Annotated in this window: 13 protein-coding genes; 8 read left to right on the top strand and 5 right to left on the bottom strand. The window is 76.5% G+C overall.

Annotation, left to right across the window (positions count from 1 at the left end):
• Nucleotides 1–156: 156 nt before the first annotated feature.
• The gene (locus tag KGD84_RS10925) at nucleotides 157–1404 is read right to left on the bottom strand and encodes a PucR family transcriptional regulator (protein ID WP_220560163.1); all 1248 of its coding nucleotides are present in this window, start codon (nucleotides 1402–1404) and stop codon (nucleotides 157–159) included.
• Nucleotides 1405–1576: 172 nt separating this feature from the next.
• Between KGD84_RS10925 and KGD84_RS10920 the strand changes: the two genes are divergently transcribed.
• The 3 genes from KGD84_RS10920 to KGD84_RS10910 are packed head-to-tail and all read left to right on the top strand — an operon-like array spanning nucleotide 1577 to nucleotide 6899.
• Nucleotides 1577–2965 (top strand): MFS transporter, encoded by a 1389-nt coding sequence (locus tag KGD84_RS10920; protein ID WP_220560162.1) that lies wholly within the window; start codon nucleotides 1577–1579, stop codon nucleotides 2963–2965.
• 41 nt (nucleotides 2966–3006) lie between these two features.
• A complete protein-coding gene (locus KGD84_RS10915) occupies nucleotides 3007–5508 on the top strand; it encodes an alpha-L-rhamnosidase-related protein (RefSeq protein ID WP_220560161.1) in 2502 nt (833 codons plus the stop codon).
• Nucleotides 5505–6899, top strand: coding sequence for a carboxylesterase/lipase family protein (locus tag KGD84_RS10910; RefSeq protein WP_220560160.1), 1395 nt, complete (start codon nucleotides 5505–5507; stop codon nucleotides 6897–6899). Before KGD84_RS10915 ends, KGD84_RS10910 begins: the two co-directional genes overlap by 4 nt.
• 15 nt (nucleotides 6900–6914) lie before the next feature.
• Here KGD84_RS10910 and KGD84_RS10905 read toward each other — a convergent pair whose 3' ends face one another.
• Nucleotides 6915–8381, bottom strand: coding sequence for a PH domain-containing protein (locus KGD84_RS10905; protein WP_220565669.1), 1467 nt, complete (start codon nucleotides 8379–8381; stop codon nucleotides 6915–6917).
• A gap of 638 nt (nucleotides 8382–9019) precedes the next feature.
• The gene (locus KGD84_RS10900) at nucleotides 9020–9589 is read right to left on the bottom strand and encodes a PH domain-containing protein (RefSeq protein WP_220560158.1); all 570 of its coding nucleotides are present in this window, start codon (nucleotides 9587–9589) and stop codon (nucleotides 9020–9022) included.
• A 160-nt stretch (nucleotides 9590–9749) separates the two neighbouring features.
• On the opposite strand from KGD84_RS10900, the gene KGD84_RS10895 reads away from it, so the two are divergent.
• Both KGD84_RS10895 and KGD84_RS10890 read left to right on the top strand, forming a co-directional pair.
• Complete coding sequence (locus KGD84_RS10895; protein ID WP_220560157.1) at nucleotides 9750–10706, top strand: ATP-binding cassette domain-containing protein; 957 nt, start codon at nucleotides 9750–9752, stop codon at nucleotides 10704–10706.
• A complete protein-coding gene (locus tag KGD84_RS10890; RefSeq protein ID WP_220560156.1) occupies nucleotides 10703–11533 on the top strand; it encodes an ABC transporter permease in 831 nt (276 codons plus the stop codon). Before KGD84_RS10895 ends, KGD84_RS10890 begins: the two co-directional genes overlap by 4 nt.
• Before the next feature lie 118 nt (nucleotides 11534–11651).
• On the opposite strand, the gene KGD84_RS10885 is transcribed toward KGD84_RS10890, so the two are convergent.
• The gene (locus tag KGD84_RS10885) at nucleotides 11652–15284 is read right to left on the bottom strand and encodes an AfsR/SARP family transcriptional regulator (protein WP_255646443.1); all 3633 of its coding nucleotides are present in this window, start codon (nucleotides 15282–15284) and stop codon (nucleotides 11652–11654) included.
• Nucleotides 15285–15538: 254 nt separating this feature from the next.
• Between KGD84_RS10885 and KGD84_RS10880 the strand changes: the two genes are divergently transcribed.
• From KGD84_RS10880 to KGD84_RS10870, 3 genes are all read left to right on the top strand, one after another.
• Nucleotides 15539–16156 (top strand): YbhB/YbcL family Raf kinase inhibitor-like protein, encoded by a 618-nt coding sequence (locus tag KGD84_RS10880; RefSeq protein ID WP_220560155.1) that lies wholly within the window; start codon nucleotides 15539–15541, stop codon nucleotides 16154–16156.
• A gap of 347 nt (nucleotides 16157–16503) precedes the next feature.
• Nucleotides 16504–18588: a chromosomal replication initiator protein DnaA gene (locus KGD84_RS10875; RefSeq protein WP_220560154.1), complete on the top strand. Its 2085-nt coding sequence runs from the start codon at nucleotides 16504–16506 to the stop codon at nucleotides 18586–18588.
• 333 nt (nucleotides 18589–18921) lie between these two features.
• Nucleotides 18922–21282 carry a bifunctional SulP family inorganic anion transporter/carbonic anhydrase gene (locus KGD84_RS10870; protein WP_220560153.1) on the top strand — a complete coding sequence of 787 codons (2361 nt, stop codon included), beginning with the start codon at nucleotides 18922–18924 and terminating at the stop codon, nucleotides 21280–21282.
• Here KGD84_RS10870 and KGD84_RS10865 read toward each other — a convergent pair.
• Nucleotides 21234–21380 carry a hypothetical protein gene (locus tag KGD84_RS10865; protein WP_220560152.1) on the bottom strand — a complete coding sequence of 49 codons (147 nt, stop codon included), beginning with the start codon at nucleotides 21378–21380 and terminating at the stop codon, nucleotides 21234–21236. The two genes, KGD84_RS10870 and KGD84_RS10865, sit on opposite strands and share 49 nt — an antisense overlap.
• Nucleotides 21381–21401 lie beyond the last annotated feature (21 nt).

Here is a 21401-nt window from a genome sequence, read left to right as displayed (position 1 = left end):
CGGCCCGCGCCCAAGCGCAAGGGGCGCGGGCGCCGCGCCTCGGTGCCGTCCTGGGACGAGATCATGTTCGGGGCCAAGAAGGACGACTGACCCTCCGGGGTCCCGCACCGCTTCCCACGGGGGCGTCCGCCGCGGCGGACGCCCCCGTTCCGCGTGTCAGCGGGACGCGTCCACGCGGCGGGCCGCCAGGGCCATGGCCGCCAGCGACCGGTGGGACTCCCGGGACAGGTCCAGGCCCAGCAGCGCGGCCGCGCGCCCCAGGCGGTAGTCCACGGTGTTGGGGTGGACGTGCAGCCGCGCCGCGGTCCCCCGCCGGTCCCCGTCCGACCCCAGGTACTCCTCCAGGGTCCGGTACAGGTCCGGGTGCCCGGCCAGGGGGTCCAGCAGCGCCGCCAGCAGGGCGCGGGCCGCGCCCGGCCGGGTCGCCTGGTACTCGAACAGCAGGTCGTCGAGCATGTACAGCCCCGCGGGCCGGTCCAGCGCGCGGGCCAGGGACTGCAGCTCGTCGGCCAGCGCCAGCAGGTCGGGCACCCGTTCCGGCGGGCCGACCGCCCCGCCCGCGGTGACCGGCGCCCCCGCGGCCCCGCCCAGCCGGGCGACCAGTTCCGCCGCCCCGGGGGCGCCGTCCGCGTCGGCGGGCAGCGGCACCAGCGCCGTCCCGCCGCCCCCGCCCAGCAGGGCCAGCACCGGGCCGTCTGCGTAGGCCTCCAGCTCCCGCCGCAGGCGGTGGGCCCGGCGGCGGCGCGCCACCTCCTCGCTCACCCCCCGCTCCTGTGCCGGGGGAGCCGTCGGGGACAGGCTCAGCACCAGGTAGGAGTCGGGCAGCGGCACCCCGGCCCGGCGGGCGGCCGTGCCGGGGTCGGCGCCCGAGACCAGGGCCGAGTAGAGGGCGAAGCGGGCGCCCTGCTCATCGCCCGAGATGTGCTCGCGCTCGTCCAGGTAGCCGCGGGCGACCACGGTGGTGATCCGGCCCAGGTGGGCGATGAACAGGGCGGCCACCCGGGCGAGCGCGTCGAGATCGCCGGGGCCGGCCCGGGTGTGCAGACGGTCCCAGACGGCGGAGAAGCCCCGGTGGTAGGCGTCCAGCAGGGACTCCAGGCTCGCGCCCTCGGCCGCGCGGCGGGCCGCCGAGGCGGCCAGCAGTTCGGCGTCGTCGGGGCCGAGGGTGTCCCCGGCCTCCCCGTCGGCACGGCGCAGCACGGAGACGCACAGGCGCAGGTTGTGCTCGACCACCCAGCGGATGTCGGGGGCGAGGGACCGCGCCCCGTCGCCGTGGTGGTCGGGGTTGGTGGCGGTGAAGGACGCGATGACCTCGTCGACCAGCGCGGGGTCGCCGGGGGCGATCCAGGTGTGCGCCGGGCGCCCGCCGATCATCGGCACGCCCCCGGATTTGTGACGGGTCACAATCCCTCGCCTCCCCTTCCTGGTCCCTGTCCACTTCCACCGGACCCCCGAACGGGACGAATGTGGTGGTGGAGGCCGTCGACGCCGGCCGCGCCCGAGCCTAGGGCACGGGCGGGTCCCGTGCGCGTCACGAACCGGCCTCCGCCGTGTCCCTTCTCCCAAAGGCGGTCCCATGGCCACCACCCCCGCGCCCGGCGCCCCCGGGTCGACCTCCCTGGCCGAGCGCGCCAGCTACCTGGCCGGGAACCTGGGCGACATCGTGCCGAGCACGGTGATCGGCTCGTTCCTGCTGCTGTACCTGACCGACGGCGTCGGGCTGGCCCCGGCCGCGGTCGGCACGCTGCTGCTGGTGGCCCGGCTCGTGGACGCCGCCACCGACCCGGTCATGGGCTACGTCGTGGACCACCTGCCCGCCACCCGCTACGGCCGGTTCCGCCCGTACCTGCTGGTCGGGTCGCTGCTGGCCGCCGCGAGCTTCGCGGCTCTGTTCCTGGCCCCCGCGCTGGCCCCGGACCCGCTGGTCGCGGTGTGGGTCGCCTACCTGGTGTGGGGACTGGCGTTCGACTTCATGGACGTGCCCCTCAACGCCCTGCTCCCCGCCATGACCGACGTGCCGCGCGACCGCGCCCGCCTGGCCGGGATCAAGGGGCTGACCTACCTGTTCGGGGCCGGGGCGGTCACCGCAGCCGTGCTGCCGGCCGTGAACGCCCTGGGCGGCGGCACCGCCGGGTGGGGCTCGTTCGCGGTGCTCGTGGCGGCGGGCTCGGCCCTGCTCATGGCGGTGTCGGCCGCCGGGGTGCGCGAACGCGTGCGGCCGGTGCGGGAGGAGCGGTACGGGCCGCGCGACCTCGGCCGGATGTTCCTCACCGGACGCGCGGTGCCGCTGCTGCTCGTCGCCAAGGTGGCGGTGTCGGCGGCCAGCGCCGCGATGCTCGCCTGCATGCCGTTCTTCTTCACCTACTACGCGGGCTCGGCGGCGCTGGTGAGCGCGGCGGCCGTGGTGATGATCGGGCCGATGATGGCGGGCAGCATCGCGGGCCCGGTCCTGGCCGGCCGGCTGGGCCCCCGCAACGGCTACCTCGCGAGCGCCGCCGTGGCCGTCGGCGGGTTCGCCACGATCGCCCTGGCCCCGGGGATGCCCGGGGCCTACTACCTGGCGGGGTTCGCGGTGGCGGGCCTGGGCGCGGGCGGAGCGGTGGCGCTGAACTACGTGCTGGTGGCCGAACTGACCGACGTCACCGAGTGGCGCACGGGCTTTCGGGCCGAGGCGGCCCTGGCCTCGCTGTCGTCGTTCGCGGCCAAGGCCGGGGGCGGCATCGGCGGCGCGCTGACGGCCTACTCCCTGGCCTTCTCCGGGTACCGGGCCGGCCGGGAGCAGACCGAGGCGGCACTGAGCGGCCTGCACCTGACCCAGTCGCTGCTGCCCGGGGGCCTGCTGCTGTTGGGCGGCCTGGTGCTGCTGGCCTACCCCGTCGACCGCGCCATGGCCGTGGAGGCGATGAGCGCGCTGGCCCGGCGCCGGTCCCTGTCCGCGGACCGCGCCGCGAACGGGACGCCGTGAACCCCCGGGCGTCCGACGCACCGACACGAGAGGAGAACGCCGTGCACGCACCCGCCGCCGCACCGACCGGGGCCGCCCCTCCCGGCTTCCGCGCCGAGCCCCGGGCCTGGACCGGGGAATGGATCTGGTCGGACCGGCCCGCGCTGGCCCCGCCGGGCCCCGACAACCCGTTCGGGAGGCACGACCCCGACCGGTTCGACCACCGGGTCCTGTTCCGGACCGTCTTCCGCGTGGCCGGACCCGTACGCGGGGCACGCCTGTTCATCACGGCGGACTCGCGCTACACCGCCTACCTGAACGGGGTGGAGGTCGGCGACGGCCCCGTCCGCCACGGGCCCGGCACCCTGTACTACTCCGTCCACGACCTGGCCGGCGCGCTGGTGGAGGGGGAGAACGTGCTGGCCGTGGCGGCCCGGTTCTACGGCCATCCGACGCCGTGGTGGGAGCCGACCCCGCCCACGTTCACCCAGGGCGGCGGCTCGCTGGTGGCGGAGGTGGAGGTGGACGGCTCCGTGGCGGCGGCCAGCGGCCCCCACTGGCGGGTCCGGGAGGGCGACGCCTGGGAGCGGTGCCGCCCCATGGGGCTGCTGAACTCCCAGATCCCCGAGGCGTTCGACGCGCGCCTGCTGGACCCGGGGTGGACCGGGGCCGGGTTCGACGACACCGGCTGGGCCCCGGCGACGGTGCAGGCCGCGCACGCCGTCACCGGTCCGCGCGGGCGCACCCGGCCGGGCGGGCACCCGTACGGGGTGCTCCTGCCCCATCCGCTGCCGCCCCCGGCGGTCACCCGGCACGCCCCGGTCGGGCCGCCCCTGTGGTACGCGCTGCCCCCCGGCGCCGACCCCGACGTGCACACCGCGCTGGCGGCCGACGCGGCCGTACTGGAGGACGGGACCCCGGCCGGCCCCGACCGGCCCGGGGGGCGGGCGCTGGCCGTGTTCGACCTGGGCCGGATCGTGTCCGGGCGCACCCGGCTGACCCTGGACGGGCCCGCGGGCCGCACGGTCACCGGCGCCCTGGTGGAGGCCGTCACACCGGTGGCCCTCGGCTCGGCCGCGCCGTTCCGGATCCGCACCCGGAACGGCCGCACCCGGTTCACCGCCTCGGACCCCTCCGGCGGCCGGTACCTGGTGCTGTCCGTGGACGGCCCCGACGTGGAGGTGGCGGTGGCCGTCCGCGAGGCCCTGCGCCCGCGCCCCGCGGGGGCCGGGTTCGAGTGCTCCGACCCCTTCCTGGAGCACCTGTTCGCGGTGGCGCTGCGCACCGTCGACCTCACGGCGCAGGACGCCTACCTCGACTGCCCCACCCGGGAGTCGCGCGCCTGGGTCGGCGACGCCGTCGTGCACCAGGCGGTGGACCTGGCGACCTCGCCCGACTGGTCGCTGGCCGTGTGGAACCCCCGGCTGCTCGCCCGGGCGCGCCCCGACGGCATGCTCCCCATGGTCGTCGCCGGCGACTTCGCCCGCGACGGGGTGCCGCCCATCCCCGACTGGGCGCTGCACTGGATCCGGTCGGTGCACCTGCTGTACCGGTACACCGGCGACCGGGAGGCGGTCGCGGAGCTGCTCGGCACCGCCGAGGGGGTGCTGCGCTGGTTCGCGCGGCACGCGCGCCCGGACGGCCTGCTGCACGACGTGCCCGGATGGGTGCTGATCGACTGGTCCCCCGTCCAGGTGGCCGGGTGCTCGGCCGCGCTCAACGCCCTGTGGGGCCGGGCCCTCGCGGACTTCGCCGAGATGGCCGCCTGGTCGGGAGACCCCGGGCGGGCCCTGTGGGCGCGGGACGCCCACGCGCGCCTGGCCGAGGGGTTCGAGGCGTTCTGGGACGAGGAGCGCGGCGCCTACCGCGACACCCTGGGCCCCGCGGGCCCCGGGCGCGGGGTCAGCGAGCACACGGCCGCGGCCGCGGTGTGCGCGCGCCTGGTGCCGCCGCGGCGGCGGGACCGCGTGCGGGACCTGCTGCTGGACCGGGACGCGATGTTCACCCGCAGCCCGCTGGCCGACCACGGGGTCGACGAGCGCGGCGCCTACGACGGCACCCCCGTGCACCTGCGGGAGGCGCCCGACTGGGACACCGAGGCGCGGGTGGTCGGCGCCCAGCCGTTCTTCCGCTACGTCGTGCACGACGCGCTGGCCGAACTGGGCGCGGCCGACGCCCTGGTGGACCTGTACCGGGACTGGGCGGTCCTGCTGGAGAGCGGCCCGAGCGCGCTGCGCGAGTGCTGGGAGGGCGGGTCGTTCGCGCACGGGTGGTCGGCGACGCCCGCCCGCGACCTGGTCGTGCACACGCTCGGGGTGTCGCCCGCCGAGCCGGGGTACGCGTCGGTGCGGGTGGCGCCGCGGCCGGGCCGGCTGGAGAGGATCGCCGGACGGGTGCCCACCCCGCACGGGTTCGTGGAGGTCGCCGTGGAGAACGGGCGGGCCCGGGTGGACTCCCCCGTGCCGGTGGAGTTCTCGCACCCCTCGGGCCGCGTGGACCGGTTCCCCGCCGGGGAGCGTACGATCACCCTGCACCACGCCTTCCCCCGAGGAGACCAGCCATGACGGACGGACCCACCGCGCACGTCGGAGCCGGGGCGCTGCGCGGCACCGCCGACGGGGGGATCGTCCGCCACCTGGGCGTCCCCTACGCGGCACCGCCCGTCGGGGAGCACCGCTTCTCGGCGCCCGCCCCGGTCACCCCCTGGGAGGGGGTGCGCGACGCCACCGCGTACGGGCCCGGCGCCCCGCAGGCGCCCTACGAGGGCGCCGTCGGGGAGATCCTGCCGTCGGTGGACGCCTGGGGGGACGACTGCCTGCACGTCAACGTGTGGGCGCCGCGGGGCGCCGAACCCGGTTCGCTGCCGGTGCTGCTGTGGTTCCACGGCGGGGCGCTGGTGCGCGGGGCCAACTCCCTGAGCGCTTACGACGGGACCGCCTTCGCGCGCGACGGGATCGTGTTCGTGTCCGCCAACTACCGGCTGGGCTCGGAGGGGTTCTCCGTCCTGGAGGACGCCCCGCTCAACCTGGGGCTGGCCGACCAGCTGGCCGCGCTGCGCTGGGTGCGGCGGGAGATCGCCGCGTTCGGCGGCGACCCCGGGCGCATCACCGTCGCCGGGCAGTCCGCAGGAGCGGGCACCACCGCCGCGCTGATCGCGCACCCCGAGGCCGGGCGGCTGGTGCGGCGGGCGATCGTCCAGAGCGGGCCGCTGAGCGCCGCCACCCCCGACCGGGCCGGGCGGATCACCCGGCTCATCGCGCAGGACCTGGGGATCCCCGCCACCCGGGACGCCTTCGCCGGGGTGGGGCCCGAGGACCTCGTCGCCGCCCAGCACCGGGCGATGGCGGCGGGGAACCCGCTCGCGGGCGGCCCCGCGTTCTCCCTGGCCGTGGACGGCGACCTGGTACCGCGCGCCCCCTACGACGCGTTGCGCGCGGGCGCCGCCGACCACCTGGACCTGCTCATCGGCACCACCCTGGAGGAGCACCGGCTGTGGCTGGCCCCCGGCGGCGCCGACCGTGCCCTGGGGTGGCCGCTGCTGGCCCTGGGCTCGCTGCGGTTCGGGGTGGGCCCGGCGACGCTGCGCAGGCTGCGCTCGCGCCGCCCCGGGATGAGCACCGGGATGCTGGCGGGGGCGCTCGTCGGCGAGGTGCTGCTGGAGCGGCCCGCGCGGCGGGTGGCGCGGGCCCGCGCCGCGCGGGGCGCCGCCACGCACGTGTTCGGGTTCGCCTGGCGCAGCCCGGTCGCGGACCTGGGCGCGGCGCACTGCATGGAGCTGCCGTTCGTGTTCGACCGGCTGGGCACCCCCGGGGCCCTGGCGCTGACCGGCCCGGACGCCCCCGCCGAGCTGGCCGAGCGGACGCACCGGGCCTGGGTGGACTTCGTCCGCGACGGCGACCCCGGCTGGCCGTCCTGGGCCGAACGGCCCGAGCCGCACGTCCTGGACGCGGGCTGACACGGCCCGGCCCGGTCAGGGGCGCGGGCCGGCCAGGAAGGGTCGGACCATGTCCGGGGTGATCCCGGCGGCGAAGCCCACCGACTCCTCGAAGGAGGCGTCGGTGGCGGTGTAGCCCCCGGCGCCCGCGCCCACGGTCACCTGGAGGTCGGCCAGGCCGGGGCGGCGCTGGAACAGGGTCTGCCTCCAGGTCCAGCCGATCACCGCCGACCGCTCCACCGTGGCCTGGGACCGGGACAGCGAACCCGAGCGGACGCTCACCCGCTCCCCGTCGTGCCCGTGGCCCAGGGAGCGGTAGCGGTCCACGCCCAGGGGCACCGCGGCGACCGTGAGGACCAGGGCCACGGCGACGACCCAGGCGGGGGCGAACGCGGCCGCCAGGGCCAGTGCCAGGGCGGGCGGGCCCACCGAGCGCAGCAGGCGGCGGCCCAGGGCGGCCCGGGGGTGGCGGCGCAGCGTTCCGGTGTAGCGGCCCAGGGCGTGGTCCACGACCTCCTCGACCCGGTCCCGCGGGCCGATCGGCAGCAGCACCGAGCGCCCGGCCGTGTCGCCCAGACCGGTGACGATCGCGCGCAGGCGCACCGCGCCCCGCAGGCGCTCCAGGGGGTTGTCCAGCAGCTCGTACCCGCGGATGCGCCGCTTCTCCAGGGTGACGCTGCGCCGGGTGAACAGGCCGCGCTCGGCCACCAGGGAGCCGTCGCGCTCGCGCAGGGTGAACCCCCAGTGGGTGAGGGCGTAGGAGACCACCGCGAACACCGGCATGAGGAACACGATCACCACGGCGGCCGCGACGGCCGCCGTCAGCAGGCCGTTGCGGTCGGAGGCCTGCACCCAGTCGATGAACGCGTCCGTGGCCCACTCCCCCGCGGTCTGCTGGACCGCGCCGAACAGGGCGGACAGCACCGCGAAGGGGGTGAGCAGGTAGCCCAGGCTCAGTGCCCCGTACAGGTACCAGGAGCGGGGGATGGCGAAGTGGACGGTCCCCTCGTCGGCGGCCGGCCCGTCGTCGCCGGGGGCCGGGCTCTGCCCGTCCCCGGCGGGGGCCGCGTCGGCCGCTTCGGTCCGGCCGACCAGCACCGCCTTGCGGTGCAGCAGGACCCGGCGCAGCCGCTCGGCCTCGGCGGTGTCCACGGCGTCGAGCTTGCCGTCCTCGCTGCCGCCGACGGCCCCGGCCGCCGCCTCGATGCGCACCACCGCCACGCCCAGGATCCGGTGCAGGAGCGTGCTGGTGACGTCCACGCCCCGGATGCGCTCCAGCGGGATGGTACGCCGGGACCGGCTCAGCAGGCCCTTGCGGATCTCCAGGTGGTCCCCGGCCACCTCGTAGCGCGTGGTCCGCCAGGTGACGAAGCCGCCGACGAGCAGGGCGACCACGCCCGCGCCGGTCGCGCCCAGCACCCACGGGTTGAACCCGCCCACGACCAGGCCCGCGACGATGGGCAGCAGCAGGCTGCGCAGCTGGTTGACGGGCCCCACGACCATGGTCCGGGCGCTCAGGCGGCGCGCCCGCTCCACCCCGAGCCCGTCCGCCCCCGGCGGCACGACCCCCTCGACACCCTCGACCGCGTCCCCCACCCCAGCAACATCCCCGGGGCCGGGTGCCCCAGCCACGCCTCCAGCCCCACGAACCTCCATGGAACCGGGCACACCCCCGGGCACATCCGCCCCCGGGTGCACAAGCGCTTCGGCACCCTCGACCGTGTCCCCCGCCCCAGCGGCATCCCCGGGACCGGGCGTCACAGAAGGCACGGGCGCCTCCCCAGGCTCCCTGGCCGCCTCGACTGCCCCAGCCGCGCCTCCAGCCCCATGAACCTCCGTGGAACCGGGCACATCCCCGGGCACGTCGGCCCCTAGGTGCGTGGCACCGCTGTCAGCGCGGGTCACCGCAGGGGGCACGGGTGTCCCTTCGGCCCCCTCCGCCCCCGGCCGCACAAATCCCTCGGCGGCCTCGGCTTCGTCTCCCATCCCAGGGGCGTCCCCGGAACCGGAGGCGTCGTCGGACACGAGCGGCTCTTCGGCGGCGTCTTCCGGGGCGCGGGCATCCGTGGGAACGGGCGCGTCCGGGTACGAGGGCGCGGGGGTGGGCGGGGTCGTCCGGTCGTCGTCACCGGTGCCGTCGGTCATGTGGCATCGTCCCGCAGGGTCCCGGCGCGCACGGCCAGCTCCTCGCTCAGCCCGCGCGCCTCGTCGGCGTCCAGCCCCTCGATGGTCGACGAACCCGCGTAGGAGGCCGTCTGCACCTCCAGGGTCGCCACGGAGAAGAGGCGTTCCAGCCACCCCTGGGTGTGGTCGACCGTCTGCAGGCGGCTCACCGGCACCAGCTGCCAGCTCCGGCTCACCCACCCCGAGCGCGTGTAGATGACGTCTTCGGTCACCTCCCAGCGGTGCACCCGGTACCGCCAGGAGGGCACCACCGCCACCCGGAACAGGGCGTACACACCGTAGACGACGGGTACGAACGGGGCGTACTCGCGCACCCACACGGGCGGCCAGCTCCATCCGAGGGAGGTCAGCGCCCACGCGCCCGCGCTCAGCAGTGCCGTGAGGAACAGGCCGCCCAGGAGCAGGCGCACCGTCCACACGCCGATCGCGCGCCTGCTCACCCTGCGCTCCGGCGGCCGCAGTCCGGTCGCGGGCTCCGCCTCCGGCGGGGAGGGATCCAGTGGGGCGTCGGTCGGGGTGTCGTTCACGGACTCGAGTCTAGGGCCGCCCCGGCGCCGCGATCCCCTGCGTGTCAGCGGTCCCGGGACGGCGGTGTCAGCGGGGTGTGGGCGGTGCGATCCCGCATGTCAGCGTTCTGTCAGAACCGCCGACGAGACTGGTCATCGAACGTGCGAACGGAGGAGTGGGATGACAGACGCCATACGCGCGGAGGGCCTGGTCAAAGAGTTCAAGGGCAAACGCGCCCTGGACGGGGTGGACCTGACCGCCAGGACGGGGGCCGTGCTGGGTGTCCTGGGCCCGAACGGCTCCGGCAAGACCACGACGGTGCGCATCCTGGCCACCCTGCTGCAGCCGGACGCCGGCCACGCCGAGGTCTCCGGGTTCGACGTGGTGCGCGAGCCGCACGAGGTCCGCCGGCTGATCGGCCTCACCGGCCAGTACGCCGCCGTCGACGAAGAGCTGACCGGCGTGCAGAACCTGGTGCTGATCGCCCGGCTGCTGGGCTTCGACCGGGCCGGCGCCCGGACCCGGGCGGACGAGCTGCTGGAGCGGTTCGCGCTGTCCGACGCGGGCGGCCGCCCCGCCAAGACCTACTCGGGCGGCATGCGCCGCCGCCTGGACCTGGCCGCCAGCCTGGTCGGCCGGCCGGCCCTGCTGTACCTGGACGAGCCGACGACCGGCCTGGACCCGCGCAGCCGCAACGACCTGTGGGACGTGGTCCGCGACCTGGTGGGCGACGGGGTCACCGTCCTGCTCACCACGCAGTACCTGGAGGAGGCCGACCGGCTCGCCGACGACCTGCTGGTGCTCGACCACGGCCGGGTCATCAGCCGGGGCACCCCGGAGGAGCTGAAGAACCGGACCGGCGGCCAGGTCCTGGAGCTGCGCACCGTCGAGTCCGGCCGGCTGCCGCTGGCCACCAAGATCATCGAGGCGGTCACCAGCACCCCGGTCACCCAGGACGGCCTGGTGGCCAGCGTGCCCGTCACCGACGCGGGCGTGCTGCCCGAGGTGGTGCGCCGCCTGGACGAGCAGGGGGTCGCCGTCGCCGAGCTGTCCCTGCGCAAACCCAGCCTTGACGAGGTGTTCCTGGCCCTGACCGGGCGCACCGCCGAGAGCGACACCGAGGAGGTGCCCGCATGAGCGCCGTGACGACACGGGAGCCGTCGGCGCGGACCGGGGACGCGCCCCGCGTTCCCCGGCACATCACGCCGCTGACCACCGTCCGCAACGGGCTCCAGCTGGCCTGGCGCAGCATCCTGAAGATCAAGGCCAACCCCGAGGAGGTCTTCGGGCTCATCCTCCAGCCGGTCATGTTCGTGACCCTGTTCGTCTTCGTCTTCGGACAGGCGCTCATGGGCGACTGGCAGGCCTACCGGGACTTCCTGATGCCCGGCATCGTGGCGCAGTCGGTTATTTTCGCGACGCTGGGCACCGGGTTCACGCTGAGCCAGGACGTGGAGAAGGGGATCTTCGACCGGTTCCGCTCGCTGCCCATCGCGAGGTCGGCCCCGCTGATCGGCGCGATCCTGGGCGACCTGGTGCGGTACGCGATCACGGTGGTGATGGTGCTGCTGGTGGGCGTGCTCATCGGCTTCCGGCCCGAGGGCGGCCTGGTGGGCGTGGTCGCCGCCGGGGCGCTGGTGCTGCTGTTCGCGTTCGCCCTGTGCTGGATGTCGGCCTTCGTCGGCATGATCGTGCGCACGCCGATGGCGGTGCAGGCGTTCGGCATGATCCTGATGTTCCCGCTGACGTTCGCCAGTTCGGCGTTCGTCGACCCGGAGAGCATGCCGTCCTGGCTGCGGGTGATCGCCGCGAACAACCCGGTGACGCACATCGTGGACGCCATGCGCGGGCTGATGATCGGCGGCGACGTCGCCGGGCCGGTGACCTGGACGCTGGTGTGGGCGGCGATCATCACCGCGGTCTTCTTCCCACCCGCGGTGTGGGCCTACCGGCGCCGCACCTGAACCGCGCCCCCGGGCCGCGGGTACGGCGGAGGGCGCGTGCCCGGGCGGGAGCAACGTCCGGGGGCGCCCCCGCCCGCGGCTCGGGCCGGGGGCGCCCCCGGCCCGCCGGGGCCCGGGCTCAGCGGCGGTCGGCCGGGGCCTCCTCCGGGACGGCCTCCGCCAGCCACCGGGAGGCGGCGGTGAGCACCTCGTCCGGCGACGGGGCCGCGGCCTCCTCGACCAGGCGGTCGTACTCCGGGGCGCCGAGCTTGTCGCGGAGGCGCGCGACGGTGTGCGCCAGGTGCGGGTCGGTGTCGTCGGGGACGCCGCGCAGCGCCCACGCCCACCCGACCAGCCGGGCCGCCAGGTGCGGTTCCTCCTCCGCCGACACGGCCGCCAGGACCTCGAGCAGCTCCGCCCGGATCGGTCCCATGGTGCCGATGACGCCCCACCACGACCTCGCCGCCTCCCGGCGGGCCCGGGCCGGGTCGCCCTCGTCCCAGGAGATGGTCGCCGCCAGCGCGCACGCCCCGACCTCGACGTAGGCGGGCGCGAACCCGCCGAGCGTCTCCACCGTGGCCTCGAGCCGCTCCACCAGCTCCCTGGCCCGTACGAGATCGCCCACCTCGCGCTGCCACTGGGCCTCGGCCAGCAGCACCAGCACCGCGTGCTCCGGCTGGGCGGGGCGGCCCCGCGCCGCCAGCAGGTCCAGTTCCGCGCGGGCCGCCGCCGTCTCCCCCCGGAAGATGAGGACCTGGACGCGGCGCACCCGGAACACCGCCGCCATGCTCTCCAGCCCCTGGGCCTCGGCCAGGGCCACCGCCTCCAGCAGCATGTCCTCGCAGCGTTCCAGGTCGTCGAAGCGGTGCGCGTCCACCACCTGGGCCAGGGCCTGGCACACCCCCCAGGCGTCGCCGAGGGCGCGGAACTCCGCCAGCGCCGCCTCCGCCTGCTCCAGGGAGGGCCGGAAGCGGCCCAGGAGCATGTCGACCAGGGACAGCATCATGCGCACCATGGCCCGCATCCACGGGTCGGGCCGCTCCAGGGCCCGGGCGATCCGGTCCCGGGCCTCCCCCCGGCCGTCCTCCGTCATCGCCCGGTACATGAGGGTGTAGACGAGCAGGGGGTGCTCCTCCGGGAGGCGGCCCTCCTCCGCGAGCACCTCCTCGATGGCCCGGACGTGCCCCTGGATGTCGTCGAGGGAGTCCGTGGTGGCGGCCGCCCGGTGGAACAGGCAGCTGGCGCGGCCCACGGCGCGCCCCTCGGGTGTGGTGTCGCCCATCATGTCCAGGGCCTGGCCGGCCCAGCGGGCGAGCGGCTCCCAGGAGTCGCTCAGGGTCCAGTACCACTGGGAGTACTCGACGAGGTCCAGGACCAGGTGGACGTCGCGGCGCTCCACCGCCCACCGCACCGCCGCGGCGAAGCCGTCGTTCTCGTCGTGCAGCCGGGCGATCGTCTCTGCCTGGCGGGGGCCGCGCAGCAGCCGGTCGGCCTCCTTCCACAGGTCGCGGACGCGGTGGGCGTGGGCGTCGCGGACCGCTGCGTCCTCCCCGGCGCCGGTAAGGCGCTCGGCGGCGTAGGCGCGGACGGTCTCCAGCAGCCGGTAGCGAGGTGGGGCGTCGGCGCGGCGCGGCTCCTCGGCGACCGCCAGGGACTTGTCGACCAGGGCGAACAGGACGGTCCACACGTCGCGGCCGGCGACCGTGCCGGGGGTGCCGGGGTCGGCGCAGACGTGTTCCACCGATTCCAGGTCCGTGCCCCCGGCGAACACCGACAGGCGGCGCAGCAGGCGGCGTTCGGCCTCGTCCAGCAGCTCCCAGCTCCAGTCGACGACCGCGCGCAGGGTGCTGTGCCGCGGCGTGTGGCGGACGCCTCCCCCCAGCAGGCGGAAGCGGTCGTCGAGCCGGGCGGCGAGCTGGGCGGGGGTCATCGCGCGCAGGCGGGCGGCCGCCAGCTCCAGGGCGAGCGGCAGGCCGTCGAGGGCGCGGACGATGCGCACCACGTGGGGGGCGTTGTCGTCGGTGACGGCGAAGCCGGGGCGGACCGCGCGGGCGCGCTCGGCGAACAGGACGACGGAGGGGGCTGCCGCGGCCTCGGAGGCGCGGGAGTCCTCGGCCGGCAGGGGCAGGGAGGGGACGGGCAGGAGGTGCTCGCCGGGGGTGCCCAGGGGTTCGCGGGAGGTGGCCAGCACGCGCAGCCGCGGGCACCGCTCCAGCAGCAGGGCGGCCAGGCGCGCGGCGTCGTCGACGAGGTGCTCGCAGTTGTCCAGGACCAGGAGCACGGGGTGGTCGGCGATGAACGCGGCGACGCGCTCGACGGGCGGCGGGGGCGGAGCGGAGCGGGGCTGGAGGAGGGCGTGCTCGCGCAGGCCCAGGGTGTCGGCGAGGGCCTCGGGCAGCGAGGCGCCGTCGGTGAGGGGGGCGAGTTCGACGAACCAGGCGCCCCGGGACGCCAGGTCCGGGTGCCCGGCGGCGAAGGCCGCGGCGCCCTCGACGGCCAGCCGGGTCTTGCCCGCCCCGCCCGGGCCGGTCAGGGTGACCAGGCGGCCGTGGGCGAGCAGGTCGACGGTGATGCCGACCTCGGCCCGCGGCACGAACCCGGTGAGCGGCACCGGCAGGTGCAGCGGTGTTCCGACCGCCCCCGCCGCGCCGCCGCCGGTCCCGGCGCCGCCGCCTGCGGGGGCCCAGAGGCCCCGAGAGAGGGCACTCTCCGAGGAGCCAGGGCCGAGGCCCGCGGCCTCCGGCCCGACACCACCGTCGCCGGTGGGGGCCCGGAGCCCCCGGGAAGGGGCACTCTCCGAGGAACCGATACCGGAGCCGGTGGACTCCGGCGCTGCGGCTCCACCGTCTGCGGAGGCGGGAGGCCAGAGGCCCCGGGAGGGGGCCGACCCCGAGCGACCGGCACCGCCGCCGCTCCCAGGGGCACCGGGGTCGGCGGCGCCCGGCGCGGCGCGGTGTCCCCGCCCGGTAGGGGCCGGGGAGCCCCAGCGGTCGGAGGGCCCCGGGGCGCCGGGCCCGTCGGGGGCCGCGGGGGCGGACAGCTGCCCGCGGAGCAGGCGCAGGTGGACGTCCTCCAGGTGCGGGGAGGGGTCCAGGCCCACGTCGTCTGCCAGCCGGGCGCGGAAGCCCTCGTAGGCCGCCACCGCGTCGGCGGTGCGCCCGGCCGCCGCCAGGGCGCGCAGCAGCAGCTCCACCGGCCGCTCCCGGTGCGGCTCGATCCCGGCCAGGGCCCCCGCCTCGGCCACCGCGTCGGCGGTGCGGCCCAGGTCGAGCAGGGCCGCCAGCCGCTCCTCCCGGGCGGTCAGGTGCGTCTGGTCCAGGCGCGCGGCGACGCCCTCGGCCAGCCCCTGGGCGGTCAGGTCCACCAGGGCCGGGCCCCGCCACAGCCCCAGCGCCCGGTCCAAATCCGCGAGCGCGGGCCCGGGACGGCCGGCCGCGCGGTGGCCGCGGCCCGCGCGGACCAGGTCCTCGAACACGCACAGGTCGACCCGGTCCGGCGCCACGTCCAGCCGGTACCCCTCCGGTCCGCCCTCCACCGCCGCCCCGGCGGCCAGCGCCCGGCGCAGCCGGGACACCAGCGCCTGCAGGGCGTTGGCCGCCCCGGCCGGCGGGGCGCCCGACCACACGGACTCGAGCAGGTGGTCGGCGGCAACCCACTGGCCGGGGCGGAGCAGCAGCAGGCCCAGGAGGGTGCGCAACCGGGCACCGCCGATGGTCACGGGCTCCCCGGAGGCGTCGTGCACCAGCAGGGGGCCGAGAATGGAGAACCGCACCCCTCCATCATGGCCCCCCGCGGGCGGTGGGGGGCGTCGTCCACAGGGGCGATGCCGGACACGACGGGTCGCCCCGGGCGGCTCGGGTCCGCAGTAAGGTTCGCTGAGGAGCGTGTGCGGGTGCTCGCGCACGCCCCTCGCCGCGCCCGGCGCCGGGACCGTTCCGGACGCCGCGCCGCGGCCGCTTCCGTCCTGCGGTGCGCCCCGTCCCTACGGCGTTCCGCGCTTTTCCAGAGTCCAGCAGGAGTCCCACATTGTTCCCGGCCCTCCCTTCCCTCCGGACGACCGGGGCGCGGCGCGCGCCCCGCACCTCCCCCGGCGCGCTCACCGGCGCCCTGGTGGCGGGGACGGCGTTGACGCTGACCACCGGCTGCGGCCTGTTCGCCCCCGGGCAGAACGGGGACGTGCCCGACGACATCAACGTCGTCAGCCCGATGATGCAGGAGGGCCGCCCGCTCCCCGACTCCTTCACCTGCGTCGGCTCCGAGCCGGGCGAGGACGGCGAGCGCGAGTCGTACTCGCCGCCGCTGAGCTGGTCGGGCCTGCCCGAGAACACGGAGTCCCTCGCGGTGGTGGTGGACGACCCCGAGGCCGCCGAGGTCTTCTGGGTGCTCTTCGACCTGGACCCGCAGTCGGGTGAACTCCGGCAGAACACGGTGCCCGCGGACGCCCGCCAGGGGCTGAACAGCACGGGCGAGGCCGCCTACCAGCCGCCGTGCCCGGAGGAGGACGACCCGCACAACTTCCGGTTCACGGTGTACGCGCTGAGCGCCCCGCTGGACCTGCCCGAGGGCGCGGAGCTGTCCTCGGCGCTGGAGGCGATCGCCGACCGCGCGCTCGCACGGGGGTCGCTGGTCACCGGCACGGAGTGATCCGGGCCGCCCCGTGCGCGCCGTCCCGGGTCGCCCACAGGTATCCCGGGATGGCCGGTCTTTTCCGGATTCCCCGAGGAAGCTCCCATCGCCCTCTGCACACAGGGCGCGACAGCGCATACAGTGGGGCATGCCCCCGCCCCTTTTCAGATGACCGTTATCCGTCCACTCGCCGCGCGGCACGCTGACCTGAGACCGCACAGGAGTCGCCTGCACCCCTCCCGCTCCGCAGGCCGCCCCTCCGCGGGCCCAGGCGGTCGCCGCCCCGCTCCGACCGGCCCCCACCCGGGCCTGTCCCGGAGGGATCCGGGCGCGCGGCCGACCTCCCCAAGGTAGATGCGAAAACCATGACCCTCACCGTCATCATCATCGCCATCGTCGTCGTGCTGGCCGTGCTGCTGCTCCTGCTGCTGGGCATGCGCGCGCTCAACCTGGGATCGCGCGACGACGGCTACGAGGACGACTACGACTACGACGAGGACGGCGGGGGCGACGCGGACCCGGGGGACGGCGGGGACGACGAACGCGGCGCCCCGCGGGGGCGCGGCCGCGGGCAGCGCCCGGCCGGGCGGGCGGAGCGGCGCCCCAGGCCCAAACCCCGGCGGGGCAAGCGCGAGGACGACTGGGACGACGACGAGGACGGCGGCTTCTGGTCGAGCCTGGGCGACGACGACGAACGCGGGGACCGGGGCGGCCGCGACGACCGGGACGAGCGGGACGGGCGCGGGGACGACCGGGCGCCCAGCGTGACGCAGTACGAGTACGAGGACGACTACGAGGACTACGAGGACGAACCGGCCGGCGCCCCCGGGGCCACCACGGTGCTGCCGCGCGCCACCGGCGCCTCGGACCCGTCCGCCGACCTCGCGGTGCTGGCCAGCCTGGGCCGCAACGACGACGGCCGCCCGGGGCCCGACGACGGACGGGCCCTGCCGCCGCGCCCCGAGCGCGCCGAGCTGCCGCCGCCCGTCCGCGAGCCCGCCCCGTCCGCCCCCGCCGCGCCCGCGGCGCGGGAGGACGACCCCCTCAGCTCCAGTTCCTGGAACGTGCGGACCACCCCGTCCCCGGACTCCCCGTCCCTGGCCGACCGGCTGACCGCGCCCCGCACCGACCCGCTCGGCGACCCCCTGGGCTCCGGCGGCCCGACGCGCGACCCGCTGGGCGCGCCGTCGGCGGGCGGCGCGGCCCCGGGCGGTGCGCCCTACACGCCGGCGCCGTCCTCCCCGTCCCCCTACGACGGCGGCACGGGCGGCCGCGGGCGCCTCGACGACCCGGACCCGCTGGGCGGCGGGTACCGCGCGCCCTCCTCCGGATCCGACGTGGGATCGCCGATCTGGTCGAGCCTGGACACCGGCTCCCACCAGCGCCCGGCGGGCGGCTACGGCGCCGGCCCGGGCGTGTCCGGCGACCCGCTGGGCGGCGGCCTCCCCGCTCCGGGGCGGCCCGACCCGCTGGCGGGCCCGGGGGCGCACGGCCTCCCGGACCGCCCCGCCTACGACAGCGGCACGCACGCGCGATCGGACTACGGCGCGCCCCGGCGGCCCGAGTACGAGACCGGCGAACACACCCGCCCCGCCTACGACACCGGGTCCTACACCCGACCCGAATACGACACCGGCACCCACGGCCGACCCGAGTACGACAGCGGCGCCCACACCCGCCCCACCTACCCCGGCCCCGCCTACGACACCGGAACCCACTCCTACGACACCGGCACGTCCTCCTACGACAGCGGCACGCACGCACGGCCGGACTACGGCGCGCCCCGGCGGCCCGAGTACGAGACCGGCGAACACACCCGCCCCGCCTACGACACCGGGTCCTACACCCGACCCGAATACGACACCGGCACCCACGGCCGACCCGAGTACGACAGCGGCGCCCACACCCGCCCCACCTACCCCGGCCCCGCCTACGACACCGGAACCCACTCCTACGACACCGGCACGTCGCCCTACGACAGCGGCACGCACGCACGGCCCTCGGGCAGTGAGCCGCTGTGGGGCGCGGGAGAGGGCCCCGGACCGGTCACGCCGTCCGGGTACGGCGGCCCGGCCCCGGTGGGGCGGCCCGACCGGTTCGACGCGCCCTCCGGCGGACCCGGCTACGGCGGCGGGTACGGCGGTCCCCTCGGGCCGGGCGCACCGGTCGGCACCCCCGGCGCCGACCCGCTGCTCGGCGGCCCGGGGGCGGGCCACGCCCCCGCCGGCCCGGCCCCCTCTTTCGGCGGCCGGCCGGGCGACGGCTACGACGGCATGCCCGGCGGCTACCCGCCGCGGCAGGCGGAGCCGGAGTACGACGGCTACCTCCCGCTGGAGGAGTGGCACCGCGGCGGGACGCCCGACCCCTACCGGGGGGCGCCGCCCTACGACCGCCGCGAGCAGGAGCACCGGGGCTACGACGAGGGACCCGGCGACGGCCGCTTCCGGTGACCGTGCACCGAACGTGACCGGTGCGCCCGGCCCCCGCTGAGGGCGGGCCGGGGGACGATCAGGGGTTCACAACGCCGAGGTGGCGGGTTCACGCCCGCCACCTCGGTTTTTGTTCTGTCCGGATTCGCGACCGCCTCATGTGAACACGGGAAAATGGTTACCGAAACCACAACAGCCCGTAACACAGAGCCACTCCCATTGACTACAGTTGGTGACTGACACGGCACCCTTCGAGACATCTCGAAGGCCGGACGCCGTGCGCGCCCCCCGGTCCGGACACCTCAAGTCCCCGTGCGCCTACGCATCGTCCGCCCGTACAGAACAGGAGCCGCCTTGCGCAACGACGCCCAGGGAACACCGCCCGCACCGCCCGCCGACCAGGAGCCCGCCCCACGGCCCGACCGCAGGGGGGTCGCGGCCGACGTCGGCGCCTCCCTCGTCGTCTTCCTCGTCGCCGTCCCCCTGGCCCTCGGCATCGCCGTCGCCGCCGGGGCGCCGCTCACCGCCGGGATCATCGCCGCCGCCGTCGGGGGCATCGTCGCGGGCCTCGTCGGCGGCTCCGCCGTCCAGGTCAGCGGCCCCTCCGTCGGCCTGACCATCATCGTGGCCGACCTCATCGCCACGTACGGGTGGCAGGTCACCTGCCTCATCACTCTGCTGGCGGGGCTGGTCCAGCTCGCCCTGGGCGCCTTCCGGATCGCCCGCGCGGCCCTGGCCGTCTCCCCCGCGGTCGTCCACGGCATGCTCGCCGGTGTCGGGATCACCATCGCCCTGGCCCAGCTGCACGTCGTCCTGGGCGGCGAACCGCAGAGCTCGGCCCTGGCCAACCTCACCGACCTGCCCGACCAGATCGTCCACAACCACACGCCGGCCGTCGCGGTCGGCGTCGTGACCATCGCCGTGATGTTCTGCTGGGCCCGGCTGCCCGGCTTCGGGCGGTTCCGGCCCGCCCTCGTCCCGGCCGCGCTGGTCGCGGTCGGCGCCGCCACGCTCATCGCCACCCTGGGGCGCTGGGAGGTCGAGACGATCTCCCTCACGGACTCCCTCGCCCAGGGCTGGATCGGCCCCGCGCTCCCCGCCGCGGGCCAGTGGAACGGCGTCATGCTCGCCGTGGTCACCGTCGCCATGGTGGCCAGCGTCGAGACCCTGCTCTCCGCCATCGCCGTGGACCGGCTGCACAGCGGCCGCCGGGTGATGCTCAACCGCGAGCTGTGCGGCCAGGGCGCCGCCAACGCCGTCAGCGGGGCCCTGGGCGGGCTGCCCATCGCCGGGGGGATGGTGCGCAGCACCGCGGGCGTGCGGGCGGGCGGGCACAGCCCGCTGTTCACCATCCTGCACGGGGTGTGGGTCCTGGTGTTCGTCGCCCTGTTCGCGCACGTGGTCGAGCTGATACCGATGGCGGCGCTGGCGGCGCTGCTGGTGTTCATCGGCGTGCAGATGGTCTCCGTGGCCCACCTGCGCGACCTGCGCCGCCACCACGAGGCCGGGGTGTACCTGGTGACCCTGTCCGGCGTGGTGCTGCTGGGGCTGCTGGAAGGGGTGTTCCTGGGGTTCGCGCTGGCCATGGTCGTGTCCCTGCGCCGCCTGACCCGGCTCACCGTCACCACCGAGGAGCGCGGCGGCCGCGTCCACATCACCGTGCACGGGTCCCTGACGTTCCTGGGGGTGCCCCGGCTCGCGCACGTGCTGCGCACCGTCCCGGCCGGCGCCGCCGTGGACCTGGACCTGCACGTGGACTTCATGGACCACGCGGCGTTCGAGGCCATCCACGCCTGGCGCGTGGACCACGAGCGCACCGGCGGCTCGGTCGACATCGACGAGGTGCACGAACGCTGGTACGAGCGCAGCACCCTGCGGTCGGCCCCGGCCGCCAAGACCGCGCCGCGGGGGCTGGCCCGCTGGTGGGCGCCCTGGGGGATGCGCGGCGGCGCCGGGCCCGAGGAGGTGAACCCGCTCGGGCTGCTCGCGGCGGGGGCGCGCGAGTACCACGCCAGCACCGCCGACCGGATGCGGTCGGTGATGAGCCGGCTGTCCCACGGGCAGAACCCCACCGCCCTGTTCATCACCTGCGCCGACTCGCGCGTGGTGCCCAACCTCATCACGGCCAGCGGCCCGGGCGACCTGTTCACGGTGCGCAACGTCGGCAACCTGGTGCCGCCCCCGGACAGCCCCGGCGACGACTCGGTGGGCGCCGCCGTCGAGTACGCGGTGGCGCTGCTGCGGGTGCCCTCGATCGTCGTGTGCGGGCACTCCCACTGCGGGGCGATGAAGGCGCTGTTGGAGGGCGCCCACCTGGACCCCGACTCCACCGACACCTCGCACATGCGCCGCTGGCTCTTCCACGGTTCCGCCGGCCTGGTCCGGGCGGGCGAACGCGCCGGGGAGCTGGCGGGGCTGCCCACCGCGGAGGCGCTGCGCCGCCTGGCCCAGGCCAACGTCCGCCAGCAGCTCGCCCACCTGATGCTGCACCCCCTGGTGCGCGAACGGGTGGAGTCCGGGGAGCTGGAGCTGACCGGGATGTACTACGACCTGGAGACGGCCCGGGTGCACCTGCTGGACGCCGCGACCGGGGAGTTCACCCCGGTCCAGGGTGTGCACGACGTGGCCGACCCGGTGCCGCGGCCGCGCCCTGCGGACGACCCGGGTCAGCCGCTGGAGGAGTCCTCGGGCGCGTCGTCGCGCCCGTCCTCCTGAACCCCTGAGGCCTGGTAGGTGGCGAGCAGCACGATCGCCACGATCGCCAGGAACGGCAGGCCGAAGAGGACCACCCAGAAGAGGGTCGAGTCGAACAAGAGTCACCCATTCCGTGGACG

It is taken from the genome of Nocardiopsis changdeensis (assembly GCF_018316655.1).
Classification (GTDB): domain Bacteria; phylum Actinomycetota; class Actinomycetes; order Streptosporangiales; family Streptosporangiaceae; genus Nocardiopsis; species Nocardiopsis changdeensis.
This window is presented reverse-complemented; position numbering and strand designations above follow the sequence as displayed.